Origin of the sequence: Moritella yayanosii (genome assembly GCF_900465055.1) — a bacterium.
Taxonomy (GTDB): Bacteria; Pseudomonadota; Gammaproteobacteria; order Enterobacterales; family Moritellaceae; genus Moritella; species Moritella yayanosii.
Window position 1 is genome coordinate 3100105 of record NZ_LS483250.1, and the last position, 16526, is coordinate 3116630.

Sequence of the window (16526 nt, forward strand, 5' to 3'; positions counted from 1 at the left end):
ATTCGTGCTTGTCAGAGATTGAGATTGAAAGGGAATGTATGTTAAGAATTAAGTGTGAAGTGACATTATTAGAGTCGTATACAGAGACTGTATTTAACGTGAAGTTAAAGCCAGAACAAAAAGTTGAGTTCCAGGCTGGACAATATCTAATGGTGGTCATGGCCGAAGACGACAAGCGCCCATTTTCTATTGCGTCAAATCCAAGTAATAATGATATTTTAGAATTGCATATTGGTGCATCAGAACAAAATTCGTATGCAATGCAAGTTGTGGAAAGACTTAAATCAGGTACTATCGAAATTGAACTGCCAGGGGGTAATGCTGGCTTAAGAGAAGAGTCTGAGCGTCCTTTGATATTAATTGCAGGTGGCACTGGTTTTTCTTACACAAAATCTATTTTAGAACGAGCTGTAGAAGTTAGTTCTCGTCCAATCTCATTATATTGGGGGGCACGTGAAGCATCGCATTTATATGCATTTTCGTTGGCACAAGAATTAGCTGCCGCACACCCTCAGGTGACGTTTATTCCTGTTGTCGAAACAGCGCCAGAACAATGGTCTGGTAAAGTTGGCCAAGTGCATAAAGTGGTGATGGAAGATGTTAAAGATTTAGCTGCGTGTGATATTTATATCGCCGGTCGCTTTGAAATGGTGGGTGCGGCGCGTACTGACTTTGCGCCATTAGGTGTGAAAGAGCATTTATATGGCGATGCATTTGAATTCATTTAATCGATAGTTAATTTGCTCGTATAAAAAAGCCGTAACAAATGTTACGGCTTTTTTATTATCTTCAATTTAGCAATGGTTAACTAAATGTGCTGATGATAGTTTAAACTTTGCTTATACGTTGTGTTGGCATCATTAACTAGACCTAATTTCTCGTAGGCGTGAGCGAGCGCGCAATAAGCAGAGGTAGACGGTGATTGGCTTATGCCTTGGCTTAATTCGTCAACTGCTTCATTCCAGCGACCTTCTTTCACCATTAACTGACCAATACATACTGCTAATAGGCCAGAACCTTCACGTGTTTTTTGTAGGCGCTTAAGGCGTTCGATTAAGGGGTGGTAGTCTGTCAGGTTTAATTTTGGCGTTAAATGGATCAGCTCTGGGTATAACTCATTACTTAACGCATCCATCATCAGCAGGTAAGCAGATTGGTGATCATTGCGACCCATCAATAGGCTTGCTGTTTCGGCTAAATAGCGGCCATCATGTTTCAGATTTTTAGGCAACGCGCTCCAAGTATCAAGCAAGCCGGTACTACCTTGCTGTTTGGCTACTTCACCTAAATGTTGGAAATGACTATGTTTATTTAGCTCATCTGCTTCATTTGAGGTTAATAATTTTTGTTTTTGCAAGGGTGGAATAAGCGCGAGTAATTGGCCCCATTCTTTTCTTTCAGTACACACGTCTTTGAATAACGCGAGTACCACTTTATGCTTTGGATGTTTGCCATGTAAAGCGGACAGAGATACAAATGCTTGTTCAAATTGTTGCTGCTGAACTTGCAATTTGGCTTGGGTGAGTTCGACTGCAAGGGTATTTTTATCGGCGTTCTCGAACGCTAATAATAAATACTCATCACGTTTTTTTTCATTACCCAATGCTTGTGCTGATTGCGCCGCAGTAAGGTAGTTTAATACCGGTACCCGTGCTTTTTTGGCAGCTTTTAAAGTTAACATTTCGGCTTTTTTAAAATCGCCACTGACTAATGCTAAGATGCCTTTTTCTGTTTGTATTTTAGCATGAGCTTGATGATAGCGATTAAACCAACCTAGACTGTGAGTCAATTTATTGATTAATGCTTCGATCGCTAATAACGCAAAATAGAAGCCAACGACCATGATCACGGCACTGCTCACCGTTGCATCAATGATATAGTCTCCGGCCGCAATCATCACATAACCTTTGTTGCCGATTAAGTAAGGGGCAACTATTGCACCTGCAAGCAGCAGCGCGATTAATACTATAAATCTAACCATGTTCTCTGCCTCCGCTTATTCTGCGCCAGTGTTATTTGTTAATGCGTTGATTTTACGATCTCTAATTGTCGTTTGAATCAATGCGGCACTGTTTAATTTAGTTGGGTATGTTGTCGTTATGCTCACATTACTGAGACTATCCAGACTCGCTAACATACTTTTTGTTGCTGGCTGGTTGACGTCGTAATAACGTTCTAGCCACGCTTTGGCTGTTTTTAGCGCCTGGTTAAATTTAGCTTGGTCTTGACGATGTACGGCTAACTCGGCTTGTAATAATTGGGTTTTTAAATTTTCAGTTAAATACCAAGCTGTTTGTGGTGATAGTAGCGCATCGACCGAGTTATCTTGACGGCGAATGGTAATAAAATTATCGCTGAACGATTTCCATGATTTAGTTAAGTTGGTTTTCCAGTCCGCACTATTACTCGACAATTGCGTCTCAGACGCCACGACTTCTGGACGGGTAAATCCGGCTAATGCCAAGTTATCAACTTCTTCTGCTTGGATCGCGAGTTTTAACGCTAAACCATCATGATCAATGCGGGGTAATTTACTCAGCGTGGTAATGTCTTGCTCAATTACTTTACGCAGCGGTAATAAGCTCGGATCATTTAATTGCGTTAGACGACGACTTGCTGATGATAATAATGCGAGGCTGGTATCAATATCTTGCTCTAAGGCTATCTTACGGCCGGCGATACGAATTAAATACTCGGCTTCTGCGAGCATCCATTCATTAGGATTACGCATTTTCAGGTTGGCTATCGCCAGTTGTACGGTTTCCAATTGGGCAGCTGTTAACTTTTCGCTGCTTTGGATCTTTGTCAATTGTTGCGTGGTTTTGGTTAATTGGCTAGCAAAGATTTGCTTGTTTTCGCTTAGCTGTAGGCGTAACGATTGCTGGGTATCTTGTTGATCTTGTAGCTGGGCTTGTAGTGTTGACAATACTTGCTGTTGTAACTGGTGTTGTTGATGACTATGATAATAAAGACCAGCACCAAGCCCTAGCGTTAATAATATCGCGACGGCTCCGGTGATGACACCAGCTTTGCTTGCTGAATTACTTTCCGTTGTAATCGTGTTTGATGTGCCAGTAGTGTCTTTATTTATTGTTTTAGTATTGGCACTTTGACTGCTATTCTTCTTGTCTGTCATTTAGCTTATTCCTATCTGCATATCCAATTGCTTAATAGCATTAAATAATGAATTATTTGATGCACCGGTAGCAATGGTGACGTGTTCTATTCCTAACGTATGAGCAAGTGCTGCTATTCGTTGACTAGGAACAATAAAGTGTAAGTTCAGTATCCAAGGTAACGCTGTGTAGGGTATCGTTTTTATCAGATTACCTAGAATTTCACCGCTAGTGATAATAACACTATTGATAGCGAATTGTTGCCACTTATTAATCAGCATATCTGGATCATAATCTGGAGCAGTTCGTTGATAAACTTCACAATATGTCACGTTTCCGGTGCGTTGGGTAAGATCTTCGGCCAACGTTTCTCGGCCACCGTTACCGCGTAGAATGACAAATTTTTTGTGTTCTACTGATGCGTCGGCAAGTAGTTTTAGCACCCCTTCGCTATCATGTGTGTCGGGTACTTGGGCGTTGTTGATACCGTATTTCTGCCAGCTAAGTGCTGTCGTTGGGCCCACGGCAATATAGTTAATTTGCTGTGGCCAAGTTCTATTTGCGTTTATTAGACTGGTGTTAGCATAATTTACAGCATTATCGCTTATGGCAATAATATAGTCATCGGGCTGTAATTGTGCCAGTAATGAGCTGACTTTAGTAAACTGTTGTCCTGCCGAAATATCGATAAATGGACAACATAAGGCTGCGCCATTGGCAGCCTCAATTTGGCGAGCAAGTTGTTCGCCTTTAACTCGTGGGCGAGTGATTAATGCCCTGATCTTCATGCGTCAGATGAGTCGTAAACAGCGGCTAAAATTTCTTTAGCACCTTGTGCTAACAGCTTTTCAGCAAGTTCTAAACCCAGCTGACGGGCATTATTGCGGTCACCGCGGATTTCTGCGCGAATGACTTCAGTGCCATCTGGCTTGCCAACGAGTCCACGTAACCATAATTCATCACCGTCGATTATCGCGTAACTACCGATGGGTACCTGACAACCACCTTCTAGCGCTAAGTTCATCGCCCGTTCAGCCAATACGCGATCACTGGTTAACGCGTGGTTTAATGGTGCAAGTAGTGCTTTTACACGTTCATCATCAATGCGACATTCAATGCCTACAGCACCTTGGCCAACAGCTGGCAGACTTTGCTCTGGCTCAATATAGCTAGCAATACGGTATTCCATATCCAGACGTTTTAGACCCGCAGCCGCTAAAATAATGGCATCATAGTCTTTGTTATCAAGTTTGTTCAAACGCGTATTTACGTTACCACGTAAGTCCATAATTTTTAGATCAGGACGGACTTCGCTTAACTGGCATTGACGGCGTAAGCTACAAGTACCAACGATTGCACCCGGTGGTAGTTCTTCAATCTGACGGTAGGTATTTGAAACAAATGCATCACGAGGGTCTTCACGTTCACAAATGACTTCTAAGCCTAAACCTTCTGGAAATTCAACTGGCACATCTTTCATTGAATGCACGGCGATATCAGCACGGTTTTCAAGTATTGCCACTTCAAGCTCTTTCACAAAAAGACCTTTACCACCCACTTTCGCTAACGGCGTATCTAAAATGATGTCACCCTTGGTTACCATTGGAATTAATTCAACGGTAAGATTTTGATGGATCGCTTCTAGACGTGCTTTTACATATTCAGCTTGCCACATTGCAAGTGGGCTCTTACGGGTTGCAATTCTTAGCGTTTCAGTTGCCATGTTATTTCCAAATTTAACTAGATTGGCTAAATATTAACAGATTTAATCTGTTAATGGTTGATCTAAGATGGGGTTCTTTGTAAAAAACAGCGCTTATTTAACGACTTAATAACATAGGTAATTGGGCCAAAAGTAGTAAATTATTTAGTGGGAACAGGCGTGATAGATAAATAAGGGCGAGGTTGAGATCATGCTTTATCGCGTGGGTTATTAGGCTGCAGCGCGTTCTGCTGCAGCTTAATAAATTAATGACGATTAATTAGTCGCAATTAAGGCGGAATGCTTTATGACTTTTCTTGATGTGCTGCTTAATGTTGCCAAGGGTCGTTTTAACTTCACCTTTGGATGTTGCGTCTTGCAACTGGTTAAAAAGGTGCGTTAATTTTTCCATACCTTGTTGGTAATCCATATGTTGCATATGGGTACTATGATCCATGCCGTCCATATTAGTCATATTGCTGTGGTCCATGCCTTTCATGTTTTGCATATTCGCCATATTGCTGTGGTCCATGCCTTTCATGGTTGGCATGTCTTGCTGCAATTTTAACGGTACTTCATCTTTAGCCTTCGTGCTGTTCGCCAATAATGTTGTCAGCTGAGTTTGCATTGCGGCTTGGTCTCCACGTTTAAATGCACCGACATAGGATTTTAAATCATCACTCATCTCTTTCATGATACTGCCGAGTTGGGTATCTTTACAGTGACCGTCACCATCGCTGTGGGCAAATGCCGGTGAGCTGATTGCGGCGCTAAGTGCGATTGCTATGGTTATCTGTTTAAACATCATGTTGCTTCCTTCTATATGAATCTTATTTATTTGCAGTGACTGCATCGTGATCATCAATCATCTGTGCGCTTAAGCTGATGCGTTTCCAGAGATAGAAAGATGCTGGTAATACTAATAATGTAAGTATAATTGCTGATACCATGCCACCGATCATAGGTGCGGCAATGCGTTGCATCACTTGTGAACCGGTACCATCACCATACATAATTGGCACAAGCCCGATGATCACAGTCGCCACAGTCATCATAATTGGACGCACTCGAAGTCCGGCACCATCCATGATTGCTTGCTTTAATTTAGCTTGGGTAAGTTGACCTGCTGCAAGAACACTATCTAATGATTGGTTTAAGTAAACTAACATAATCACACCAATCTCGACTGAGACACCAGCTAAAGCGATAAAGCCAACCCCAACGGCAATTGAGAAATTATAGTTGAGTAAATATAATAACCAGATACCGCCAATCATAGCTAGGGGTAAGGTAGCTAAAATAAGTAAAACTTCGCCAACGCGGCGGAAAGCTAAATACAATAATAATACAATGATCGCTAATGTTGCCGGGATAACTACTGTTAAGGTTTCCTTAGCACGTTGCATATATTCGTATTGGCCAGACCAAATTATCGAATAACCTGGCGGTAAGATGAGCTGTTCGGCTACTGCTTTCTGGGCATCTGCCACATAAGAGCCGAGGTCGCGGCCATCAATATCCACGTAAATCCAACCGTTCGGGCGGGCATTTTCGGTTTTGATCATCGGTGCGCCATCTTCTACATAGATATTGGCGACATCACCTAAGGCGATCCACGCGCCTTGCGGTGTGACCAACGGTAATAACTTCATCTGTTCGATGCTGTCGCGATAAGCTTGCGGATAACGGATATTCACTGGGTAACGCTCTAAACCTTCAATTGTCTGTGTCACGTTCATACCACCGACAGCGGTGGAGATCACTGTTTGAATATCGACAATGTTAAGGCCGTAACGCGCGGCTTTTTCACGCTGAATATCAACATTGACATAACGGCCGCCTGCAACACGTTCTGCATAAGCAGACAATGTACCGGGGACTTCAAGTAAGATTTTTTCTATCTGTTTACCTATTTTTTCAATTTCAATTAATTTTTCTCCAGCAATTTTGATGCCAATCGGGGTTTTAATACCTGTTGCGAGCATATCGGTACGGGTTTTGATAGGCATCACCCAGGCGTTAGTTACCCCGGGGAATTGCACTAATTTGTCCAGTTCTTTGCGTATACCTTCCGATGTCATTCCTGCTCGCCACTGCGCTTTAGGTTTTAATGTAATAAAAGTTTCAATCATGGTTAATGGTGCTGCATCGGTGGCGGTGTCGGCACGCCCTGCTTTACCCCAAACCCGTTCTACTTCGGGCAAGGTTTTGATTAATTTGTTGGTTTGTTGTAATAATTCTCTGGCTTTACCTATGCTGATACCGGGGTAGGTAGTTGGCATATACATGAGGTCGCCTTCATCTAATGGCGGAATAAATTCACTGCCAATTTTATTCACAGGGTAAAAGCCGACGACTAATAATCCGGCCACGAGGCAAAGTAACAATACCGGGGCTTTTAAGCTTAATGCTAGAAGCGGACGGTATATCGCAACTAACCCGCGGTTGATTGGGTTTTTATGCTCAGGTAATATTTTACCGCGGATGAAATAACCCATTAACACGGGTACTAAGGTGACTGCCAGTCCCGCTGCTGCGGCCATTGAGTAGGTTTTGGTGAAGGCCAGAGGTGCAAACATTTTGCCTTCTTGTCCTTCCAGTACAAACACGGGCACAAAGCTAAAGGTAATGATCAGCAACGAGAAAAACAGTGCCGGACCCACTTCACCCGCAGCTTTTGCGATTACTTGCCAACGATTGGCATCGGTTAGCGGTGTTTTTTCTATGTGTTTATGGACATTTTCGACCATCACAATTGCGCCATCAACCATGGCGCCAATCGCAATCGCAATGCCACCGAGCGACATGATATTGGCATCGATCCCTTGCCATGACATGATGATAAAGGCAACCATAATGCCAATAGGTAAACTCACTAACACCACTAATGAACTGCGAATATGGAATAAAAACACTGCACAAACCACAATAACAACAAGAAATTCTTCCAGTAATTTCAGATACAGATTATCAACGGCATTGTCGATTAACGTGGAGCGATCATAGGTAGGTACAATCTCAACACCTTCCGGTAGCGATGCTTGTAAGGTTTGCAGTTTGGCTTTTACCGCTGCGATCACTGTTCGCGCATTCTCACCGTAGCGCATGACGATAATGCCGCCGACAACTTCACCTTCACCGTTTAGTTCGGAAACGCCACGGCGCATTTGTGGACCAAGTACAATATCGGCGACATCACCAAGCAGTAATGGCGTACCCGTGCTGCTGAGCTTTAAGGGGATATTTTTTAAGTCATCAATTGAGCTAATGTAGCCATTGGCACGTACCATGTATTCGGCTTCGCCCATTTCGATGACGCTGGCGCCCGCTTCTTGATTGCCATCTTTAATCGCTTTGGTGATCAATGATAATGGGATCTGATAACTGCGCAGTTTATTGGGGTCGACAATGACCTGGTATTGCTTAACCATACCACCAACCGTGGCGACTTCAGATACACCAGGCACTGTTTGCAGTTCATACTTTAAAAACCAATCTTGAATACTGCGCAGTTGGCTTAAATCATGATTGCCACTGGTATCGGTAAGGGCATAAGAATATACCCAACCCACGCCCGTCGCATCAGGGCCTAACGCAGGTTTGGCCGTGCTGGGTAAATTTGGCGTCACTTGCGATAAGTATTCTAACACCCGTGAACGCGCCCAGTACATGTCGGTGCCATCTTCAAAGATGACGTAAACATAGGAATCACCGAAGAACGAATAGCCACGTACCGTTTTGGATCCGGGTACCGATAACATCGCCGTTGTTAGCGGGTAGGTAACTTGGTCTTCGACTACCTGAGGTGCTTGTCCGGGGTAACTGGTTTTAATAATAACCTGGACATCGGACAGATCGGGGATCGCATCAATCGGAGTATTTTTGATCACGTAACTGCCGTAGATCAGCACCACTAAAGTGGCGAGTAACACCATGATGCGATTGTTAATCGACCATTCAATTATTTTCTTGATCATTACAGCGCTCCCTCATCATCAAAGTCTAACCAAGACAGGTCTTCATCTTCAGTAGTGGTCGCGGATTTTTGGCTTTGCTGCATTTGGCTATGGTCCATCGGTTCAGTCATATCACTGTGGTCCATGCCTTCCATTATCCTATTATCTCTTGCCCCAATACGAGCAAAATCGGCAGTGAGACTCGATTCTGAGTCAATCAAAAATTGCGCACTGGTGACAACGTTATCGCCAGCGTTTAAACCCGCTAATACTTCCACATAACCTGCGGACTCTCTGCCTAAGGTGATCTTGACTGACTGATATTGGCCATTGCCTTTGGCAAGTACGATACGATCAAAATTACCGGCGCGAATAATCGCTTCACGTGGTACTTGTACTGAATCGGTTTGTATTTGGCTAATTAATTTTAATCTCGCGAACATATTCGGTTTTAATTGCTTATCTGTGTTCGCAATTTTCACCCGTACTTTTAAGGTTCGGGTTACCGCATTTAATACCGGATAGATATAATCGACTTCACCAAGCCAAGTTTTACCTGGAAAGCTGTCTAATTGCATTTCTGCTTTATCACCCACTTGCACTAATCCGGCCTGTGATTCAAATACCTCGGCTTGCAGCCATATTTCGGTTAATTGACCGGCTTCGACGATTTGTGTTGACGGGGAAATATAGGCGCCTTCACGGATGCTTAATTTAGTGATGTAACCGGATTCAGGCGCATAGATAGTGATGTTCTGCAGTACTTTTTTATTGCGGTTAACTTGGTTGATTTGGTTTTGGCTGATGCCTAATGCCGATAATCGATGTTTGGCTGACGCGATCAGGGTTTTATTGCCGATGCGTAAGGTATTAAGCAGTTCTTCCTGTGCTTTGATGAGCTCGGGTGAATACAGAGAAAGTAGTTTTTGGCCTTTATTTACATATTCACCTTCGCTATTAATATAAAGTTTATCGACCCAGCCGGATACGCGGCTGTTAATTTGCCACAAGGTATCTTGATTAAACTCTAACATTCCGACGGTATTGATCTCGGCAATGAAAGGGCGCAATACGGCTGTTTGAGTGCGAACCCCTAAGTTATTTTCTACTCGCGCTGAGATAGTGACTAAACCGGGATCGTTTGCGGTTGTCGCATCGGCATAAACTGGTATCAAGTCCATACCCATGGGCGATTTACCGGGTTGATCACGACGGTAGTTGGCATCCATTGGTGCGACCCAATAGAGGATACTTGGTGCGGCGGTAGTGTCGGTATTATTTGTTTGTGGATTGGTAAACCAGGCACCTACTGCAATACCGAGTGCCAATGTGATTGAACTGGCTAATAATGTTTTCATGTCGACCTCTATAATGCTTGAAAGTAGCGAATGCGGGCTAAAGTTTTTAAACTTTGGAAATGCAATTGATGGTATTCGAGCTCGAAAGCCTGTTCATCCATTAATGCTTTGATAACTTGTTCAAAATCATTGGTATTAACTTGGTAGCCTTGCATTACTGCCGCACTATTTAATTTTGCTTGTACCAGTAACGTGTCTTGATAACGTTGCATCCGGGCTTCGGTATTATTGAAGTTAGCGATAGCACCATTTAATATGCCATTGAATTTTATTAGTAATAGGTCTTTTTCAGCTTGCTTCATGCCTTTACCTTGGGTGGCTGCGATCACCACTTGATCCTGTCGGTTACTGGTAAAAAGCGGAACGTTCATCGTGACAAAACCACTGATTAAATCACTGCGACTAGAGCCAGTATTCATGTCCATGGATTCGCGGTGACCATATCCAATATCTACTTTGAATGCTGGTTTATACGATTGATTGGCGGTGGCAATGGTATTTTCAGCGACATCAATGGCTTGTTGCGCGGCTAATACTTGTGGGTGACTGGCGAGTAATGCGTAATGTTGCACCTGTGCTATCTGCGCATACTCACGACTTTGTGACCATTGTGGTAATTGCGGATCTAACTCGGTAAACGCTTGCGGGCCAACCCAAGATACCAGTTGTCCGCGTAAGGCTTGCTCTTGCTGGGCAAAGGCGGAAATTTTGTCATCAAATTTCGCTAGTTCAAGTTCTGCCTTTATAAGATCTTGATTTTGTTTGTAACCAAGTTCGAATTGGCGATAGAGATTAGTGACGTTCTGACGGAACAGATCCTGATTTTTAACCAGTATCTGTTGTGCCATACGGGAAAAACGAATATCGAACCAAAGTTCTCTGATCTGCAGTTTTAATTCCAATTGACGGTTTTCTGCTAAATGCATACTTTGTTGCGTTTGTAGGGTAAATCCTTTGGCATTGAGCTCGAGCGTATCACCCCGTGCAAACTGTTGTGATAGGCTAAGACTAAATTGGGTCATGGGATCGTCTGACACCGAAAAACTGTCGATTGGTACATTCGCTAAACCGAGTTTTATCATGGGATCGGCAAGTTGCGATTGGCTGATGGCTTGTGCTCTAAAGCTCGCTTGTTGAGCACGGTATAAGGTTGCGGAAGGATCGCGTTGTAGCGCAATATCTTCTGCAACAGATAGCGTTAATTGTTGGGCATTAACATTTAATGTCAGTAATGCTAATAACCCCAAATAAAATTTGGATGGCATGGTATTCCCTTAATTAATTGGTGTTTTAAAACGATTAAAAATCAATTAATGAGAGGAGGTCGATAGAGGCTATCTTGGTGTTGTTTTAGAGGCGGGGTTAATTCGTAACGTAACGAGTTACTTTGTTTATAGCTGTTTAAGAGCAACTTATTATTGTAATTAATAAATGATGATACGCAGGTGGTATTACAGTCATTACAATTATCCATATTGCTGCAATCATTGTTATCATATTGGTTTGTTGGATGTTGCACTTGCGGATTATCATGCTGCATTTTACTCATACTATCTTCAGCGTGGCACGGCATGGCTTGCATATCACAAGAAATAGTAGTGGACATAGTTCGCATGCTCATTGCCTGAAGCGGTAATGAGAATGTGTTTATTAATACTAATAAAATTAATAGCACTATGCGCATAAAGAAAAATACATTAAAAGTGAATTATGAAGATAACGGAATGATAATCTTTACCTTAAGGGGAAGGTCAAGTGTTGAGATGGGGATATTACGCGGTAAATTTTAGGTATAAAAAAACCTCGATAAACGAGGTTTCTTTATTTATTCAGGTAAGAAAGTGGTGGGCTGTGAAGGATTTGAACCTTCGACCAATTGATTAAAAGTCAACTGCTCTACCAACTGAGCTAACAGCCCCCGTATTCTTTCTTTTTATAGCTTCATGCCTTATGACATAAACACCACAATTTAAGTGGTGGGTCCTACTGGGCTTGAACCAGTGACCCTCGCCTTGTAAGGGCGATGCTCTCCCAACTGAGCTAAGGACCCACATTATTTTTAGCGATAGTTGTGGCTATCGTTTAAACTGGTTGCGGGAGCAGGATTTGAACCTACGACCTTCGGGTTATGAGCCCGACGAGCTACCAGACTGCTCCATCCCGCGACAATGCTGAGTTTACTTTAAAAGTAAATAATAAAGAAAGTGGTGGGCTGTGAAGGATTTGAACCTTCGACCAATTGATTAAAAGTCAACTGCTCTACCAACTGAGCTAACAGCCCCCGTATTCTTTCTTTTTATAGCTTCATGCCTTATGACATAAACACCACAATTTAAGTGGTGGGTCCTACTGGGCTTGAACCAGTGACCCTCGCCTTGTAAGGGCGATGCTCTCCCAACTGAGCTAAGGACCCACATTATTTTTAGCGATAGTTGTGGCTATCGTTTAAACTGGTTGCGGGAGCAGGATTTGAACCTACGACCTTCGGGTTATGAGCCCGACGAGCTACCAGACTGCTCCATCCCGCGACAATGCTGAGTTTACTTTAAAAGTAAATAATAAAGAAAGTGGTGGGCTGTGAAGGATTTGAACCTTCGACCAATTGATTAAAAGTCAACTGCTCTACCAACTGAGCTAACAGCCCCCGAATTCTTTCTTCATCGTAAATCCCGTTACTTATCTTATAAAAGATATAACCAGACTTAATATATGGTGGGTCCTACTGGGCTTGAACCAGTGACCCTCGCCTTGTAAGGGCGATGCTCTCCCAACTGAGCTAAGGACCCCATACTTTCGATTAATGTTGGAAACGTTGTTTTTAAGCAACGCCCCTAATCAAGGTGGCAGATATTATCCAGATCCAAATGTTTATGCAACCCCTAAATCAATTATTTTATTTAAATTGGTTGCTTGCGATCTTTTTTACTGCTCTTTGTTTACAAAGTGCGCGTAATTGCTTTGTTTACAACAGCCTTTCTAATAGTAGGAAAAAAATTAACGAACGGCACAATAATATGAATACCAAGTTACCCTAATCCTACATTAATAATGTGACTATTTCGGCGCTAATAAGTTTACCCTTATCTATAAAACTGTTAGCATCATCACACTTCTATGCCTGCCTTTATAGGCTAAATTTTATTGTAAAAAACAACAGAATTTAAGCATAGTTTCTCTCATTGAAGGTTTTATTTTGCAGAATAAAATTGCTGAACTGAAACATAAAGCTGAGTTGTTCAATCAACTTAGACTTGATCGCGCCTTATCCTTAATGGATGATAACGGGCGTAAAGTGACAGCTATTTTACCGCTTTTACTGCATTGTAATCACCCTAACCTACCTGTCTATCTTGATGGTGCAGTACCCACCGGCATCTGCTTATTTACCCCAGATGAACAACAACAAGATTATTTAACCTCATTAAATGTAGCACTAGATGATGACAAATGTGTCACGTGTTCACCAATATATAGCTTATATGCGATGGGGAGTACCGGTTCCATTGGTCAAAATTGGCGTAGTGATTTAGATATTTGGGTATGTCATGATCCGGTCATGAGTGATGAGGATGCGCAGTTATTAGAGCAAAAATGCACACTGATAACCGCGTGGGCTGAGACCTTTAATGTGGAAGTTAACTTTTTCTTGATTGCTGAAGATAAATTTAGAAAAGTGAATAATGCAGTGATGACGAAGGAAAGTTGTGGCAGTGCTCAGCATTTCTTATTACTCGACGAGTTTTATCGTAGTGCACTGCGGATCGCAGGTAAACCAAGCCTTTGGCATATTTTACCGGTTGAATTTGATAATAATTATGATGGTTATGTGGATGAATTGGTTGCTGCTGGTGTCATTGATCGCGAAGACTGGGTCGATTTAGGTGGTTTCCCGTGTATCCCCGCTGAAGAATATTTTGGTTCAGCGTTGTGGCAGCTCTATAAAGGCATTGATTCTCCTTATAAGGCGGTATTGAAAACCTTATTAATGGAAGCTTACTCGGCGGAATACCCAAATAACCGTTTGTTATCGCAAATAATGAAAGAAAATTTTCAATTGGCGTCTTCACAACAATTGGATCTGTCGCACGACACTTATTACCAAATCTTAATCAAAGTAACGGCTTATCTAGAAAAAATCGGTGATCATGCTCGCGTTGATTTATTACGTCGCTGTTTTTACTTGAAAATGTTCAGTGGTAATTGCGCGGCAGAAAAACTAGCGCGCCCAGAATGGCATCGCACCTCTGTTGCTGAAGTCATTAGTGAATGGAATTGGCACCCTGATCGTATTGCCCATCTGGATAATCGTGATAATTGGAAGATCGAACAAGTACAAGAAGCACATCCCGAATTACTTGATGCCATGATGAAGGGTTATCGTAATCTGATTGGTTTTGCCCGTCGTAATAATATTAGTGAATCGATTAATCCAGCAGATATCGGTATCTTATCGCGTAAGTTATACGCTGCGTTTGAGTCTCTGCCGGGCAAAGTGACGTACATTAACCCCCAGATCTCACCAGACTTATCCGAACCACAACTCAGTTTTGTGCAAGTACCCAATGGCCGCTTTAATAATGCTGGTTGGTATTTATATAACTCATCGTTAGATCCAATGCAGATTGTGGGTCGTAAACCTTTAGAGCATAACGGTTATCTGAGTAAGTTGGTGGCATGGAGTTACTTCAATGGCTTGATGGTGGATAACACTCAAGTTGATATTTTTAATCAAGATTCAGATATGAATAGCGATGTATTGAATTCATTCTGCAAAGATCTTAAAAATAAATTTCCTATTCGAGCAACACTAGCATCGAATCAAGCATTAAGCCGCCCTTGTGAAATCCGCGACTTATCCATATTTTTGAATTTAGAATATGACCCGACTAACCATTGGGGTGGCCGTATTATTGAATTTGATACCAATACCAGTGATGTATTCTCATTTGGTGATTGTAAAGCTTGCCTAGTCGGTAGTATCGATCTGATTTATCGTAATTCTTGGAATGAAGTACGCACGCTGCATTTTTCTGGTGAAGAACGTATTGTTGATGCATTAACCACGATCATGGGCAAGATGCATCAAGATGCGACTGAACCCGATTCCATTAAAGTATTTTGCTACAGTTTACATTTTCGTGGTCTGATCCGGCATAGTTTCGAACGCTTGGTGCGAGATTGTATTAGTACCCGCTTACAACGTGATAAAGATCAGATCGTCAAAATTATCACCATTAGTGATGACCGTTTTGGCATTTATTTTGAGCGCCGTGGTGTGTCTATTCGTAAACTTGAAAACTCTTTGGATCTGTATAACCATATTTCAGAGCGTAAGTTACAGAAAATGCCGCTACGCATTGATAAAACCACCACGGCAGCAGGCACGCCATTAGCGGTGGAGTCACATTCATCAGAAGGGTTAGTGCAGTTCTTTTTCGAGAATTATAAAAATGGCTTTAACGTTTATATTGTTGATGAAGCAAATCGCGTAGAAACTTACCAGCATTTAAGTGGCAATAAAGATGAGCTGATCAAAGGTGTACACCGTTTTTATACCAACTCTCAGGAAGAATCTCGTAACGAAGGCGCCTTTGCTAATTTCAACTTACCGCAATTTTACGATATCGTTTATTCCGAAAATAAAGAATTAAAAGTCATTCCTTACGTATCTACTAAATAACCCCCATTTTATATAAATAATCTTCACTACTTAGTTGGTTTTATTGAAAACGGCTAACGTTATTTTTTAGTTTATTTACGTACTGTAAGACATCGCCCATTTATAGTATGTGAATATGACGTTTATCTATTATAGTCATATTCGTTTTCACTCATGAGATACACCCTTACTTTAATTATAAAGCATTGATATTAAATGTCTTGTTTATTTTAGTGAGCTAGATCTTGTATTTATTTTGAAAATAATGTAATTGCCGTGTTGCGGTAATATTGGATTTCTCTATAGTAGGTATCCGTAAGGACGCATAATATAGTTGGTAAGGATTACTGACTAGATATGGATTATCGAATAGGATTTACCACAGGATGTGGTTGCAAGGAAAAGTCTTCAGGATGAAGATGCGATGGACACTCAACGGATATGAGTATAAAGGACACCTCTAGGATGGAGAGGAAATAAATCGGCATGATTTATTGTACCAGGATGGTAATAATAAAAACCCGATGGATTGGGAGTTAAACCTAAAGGAAATTAGGTAAGTCAATTTGCAGGGAGCAACATAAGTTCAAGGATTGGGCTACATGACTACTTAAGGACGGCATTTATGCCGTCCTTTTCTTTTATCTGCGGTTTTATTTCTGCTTTTATTTCAATGATAACCAGGCGTGTACCTTGCTGGTTTATCGTACGATCTCTTGCCGTTATCGCTCATTT

10 protein-coding genes and 8 tRNA genes are annotated in these 16526 nt (G+C 41.9%); 2 read left to right on the forward strand and 16 right to left on the reverse strand.

The annotated features are described in order from the left end of the window. Nucleotides 1-38: 38 nt before the first annotated feature. Nucleotides 39-728: an NAD(P)H-flavin reductase gene (gene fre / locus MORIYA_RS14355; RefSeq protein ID WP_112716188.1), complete on the forward strand. Its 690-nt coding sequence runs from the start codon at nucleotides 39-41 to the stop codon at nucleotides 726-728. 80 nt (nucleotides 729-808) lie between these two features. Here the strand turns inward: fre and MORIYA_RS14360 are convergent, their stop codons facing one another. From MORIYA_RS14360 to MORIYA_RS14440, 16 genes are all read right to left on the reverse strand, one after another. Further along, nucleotides 809-1981: a heme biosynthesis HemY N-terminal domain-containing protein gene (locus MORIYA_RS14360; protein WP_112716190.1), complete on the reverse strand. Its 1173-nt coding sequence runs from the start codon at nucleotides 1979-1981 to the stop codon at nucleotides 809-811. Between the two features lie 15 nt (nucleotides 1982-1996). Then, entirely contained in the window at nucleotides 1997-3136 is a 1140-nt protein-coding gene (locus MORIYA_RS14365; RefSeq protein WP_112716192.1) for a uroporphyrinogen-III C-methyltransferase, read from the reverse strand. Further along, on the reverse strand, nucleotides 3137-3904 hold the full coding sequence (locus tag MORIYA_RS14370) for a uroporphyrinogen-III synthase (RefSeq protein WP_112716194.1): 768 nt from the start codon (nucleotides 3902-3904) through the stop codon (nucleotides 3137-3139). After that, nucleotides 3901-4839, reverse strand: coding sequence for a hydroxymethylbilane synthase (hemC, locus tag MORIYA_RS14375; RefSeq protein WP_112716196.1), 939 nt, complete (start codon nucleotides 4837-4839; stop codon nucleotides 3901-3903). Before hemC ends, MORIYA_RS14370 begins: the two co-directional genes overlap by 4 nt. Before the next feature lie 259 nt (nucleotides 4840-5098). Beyond that, nucleotides 5099-5626 carry a copper resistance protein CopA gene (locus MORIYA_RS14380; protein ID WP_112716198.1) on the reverse strand — a complete coding sequence of 176 codons (528 nt, stop codon included), beginning with the start codon at nucleotides 5624-5626 and terminating at the stop codon, nucleotides 5099-5101. A gap of 22 nt (nucleotides 5627-5648) precedes the next feature. Continuing rightward, nucleotides 5649-8795 (reverse strand): efflux RND transporter permease subunit, encoded by a 3147-nt coding sequence (locus tag MORIYA_RS14385; RefSeq protein ID WP_112716200.1) that lies wholly within the window; start codon nucleotides 8793-8795, stop codon nucleotides 5649-5651. Continuing rightward, complete coding sequence (locus tag MORIYA_RS14390) at nucleotides 8795-10132, reverse strand: efflux RND transporter periplasmic adaptor subunit (RefSeq protein WP_112716202.1); 1338 nt, start codon at nucleotides 10130-10132, stop codon at nucleotides 8795-8797. The genes MORIYA_RS14385 and MORIYA_RS14390 overlap by 1 nt, the downstream gene beginning before the upstream one ends. Nucleotides 10133-10140: 8 nt before the next feature. After that, nucleotides 10141-11397, reverse strand: a complete 1257-nt coding sequence (locus MORIYA_RS14395; protein ID WP_112716204.1) for a TolC family protein — start codon at nucleotides 11395-11397, stop codon at nucleotides 10141-10143. Between the two features lie 577 nt (nucleotides 11398-11974). Further along, nucleotides 11975-12050 (reverse strand) — tRNA-Lys (locus tag MORIYA_RS14405). A gap of 56 nt (nucleotides 12051-12106) precedes the next feature. Further along, nucleotides 12107-12182, reverse strand: a tRNA-Val gene (locus tag MORIYA_RS14410). Nucleotides 12183-12220: 38 nt separating this feature from the next. Further along, nucleotides 12221-12297, reverse strand: a tRNA-Met gene (locus MORIYA_RS14415). 40 nt (nucleotides 12298-12337) lie between these two features. Then, nucleotides 12338-12413, reverse strand: a tRNA-Lys gene (locus tag MORIYA_RS14420). 56 nt (nucleotides 12414-12469) lie between these two features. Continuing rightward, nucleotides 12470-12545, reverse strand: a tRNA-Val gene (locus MORIYA_RS14425). A 38-nt stretch (nucleotides 12546-12583) separates the two neighbouring features. Further along, nucleotides 12584-12660 (reverse strand) — tRNA-Met (locus tag MORIYA_RS14430). Nucleotides 12661-12700: 40 nt separating this feature from the next. Next, a tRNA-Lys gene (locus MORIYA_RS14435) sits at nucleotides 12701-12776 on the reverse strand. Nucleotides 12777-12842: 66 nt separating this feature from the next. After that, nucleotides 12843-12918: transfer RNA gene (locus tag MORIYA_RS14440), tRNA-Val, on the reverse strand. 407 nt (nucleotides 12919-13325) lie between these two features. On the opposite strand from MORIYA_RS14440, the gene MORIYA_RS14445 reads away from it, so the two are divergent. After that, nucleotides 13326-15812 carry a class I adenylate cyclase gene (locus tag MORIYA_RS14445; RefSeq protein ID WP_112716208.1) on the forward strand — a complete coding sequence of 829 codons (2487 nt, stop codon included), beginning with the start codon at nucleotides 13326-13328 and terminating at the stop codon, nucleotides 15810-15812. Nucleotides 15813-16526 lie beyond the last annotated feature (714 nt).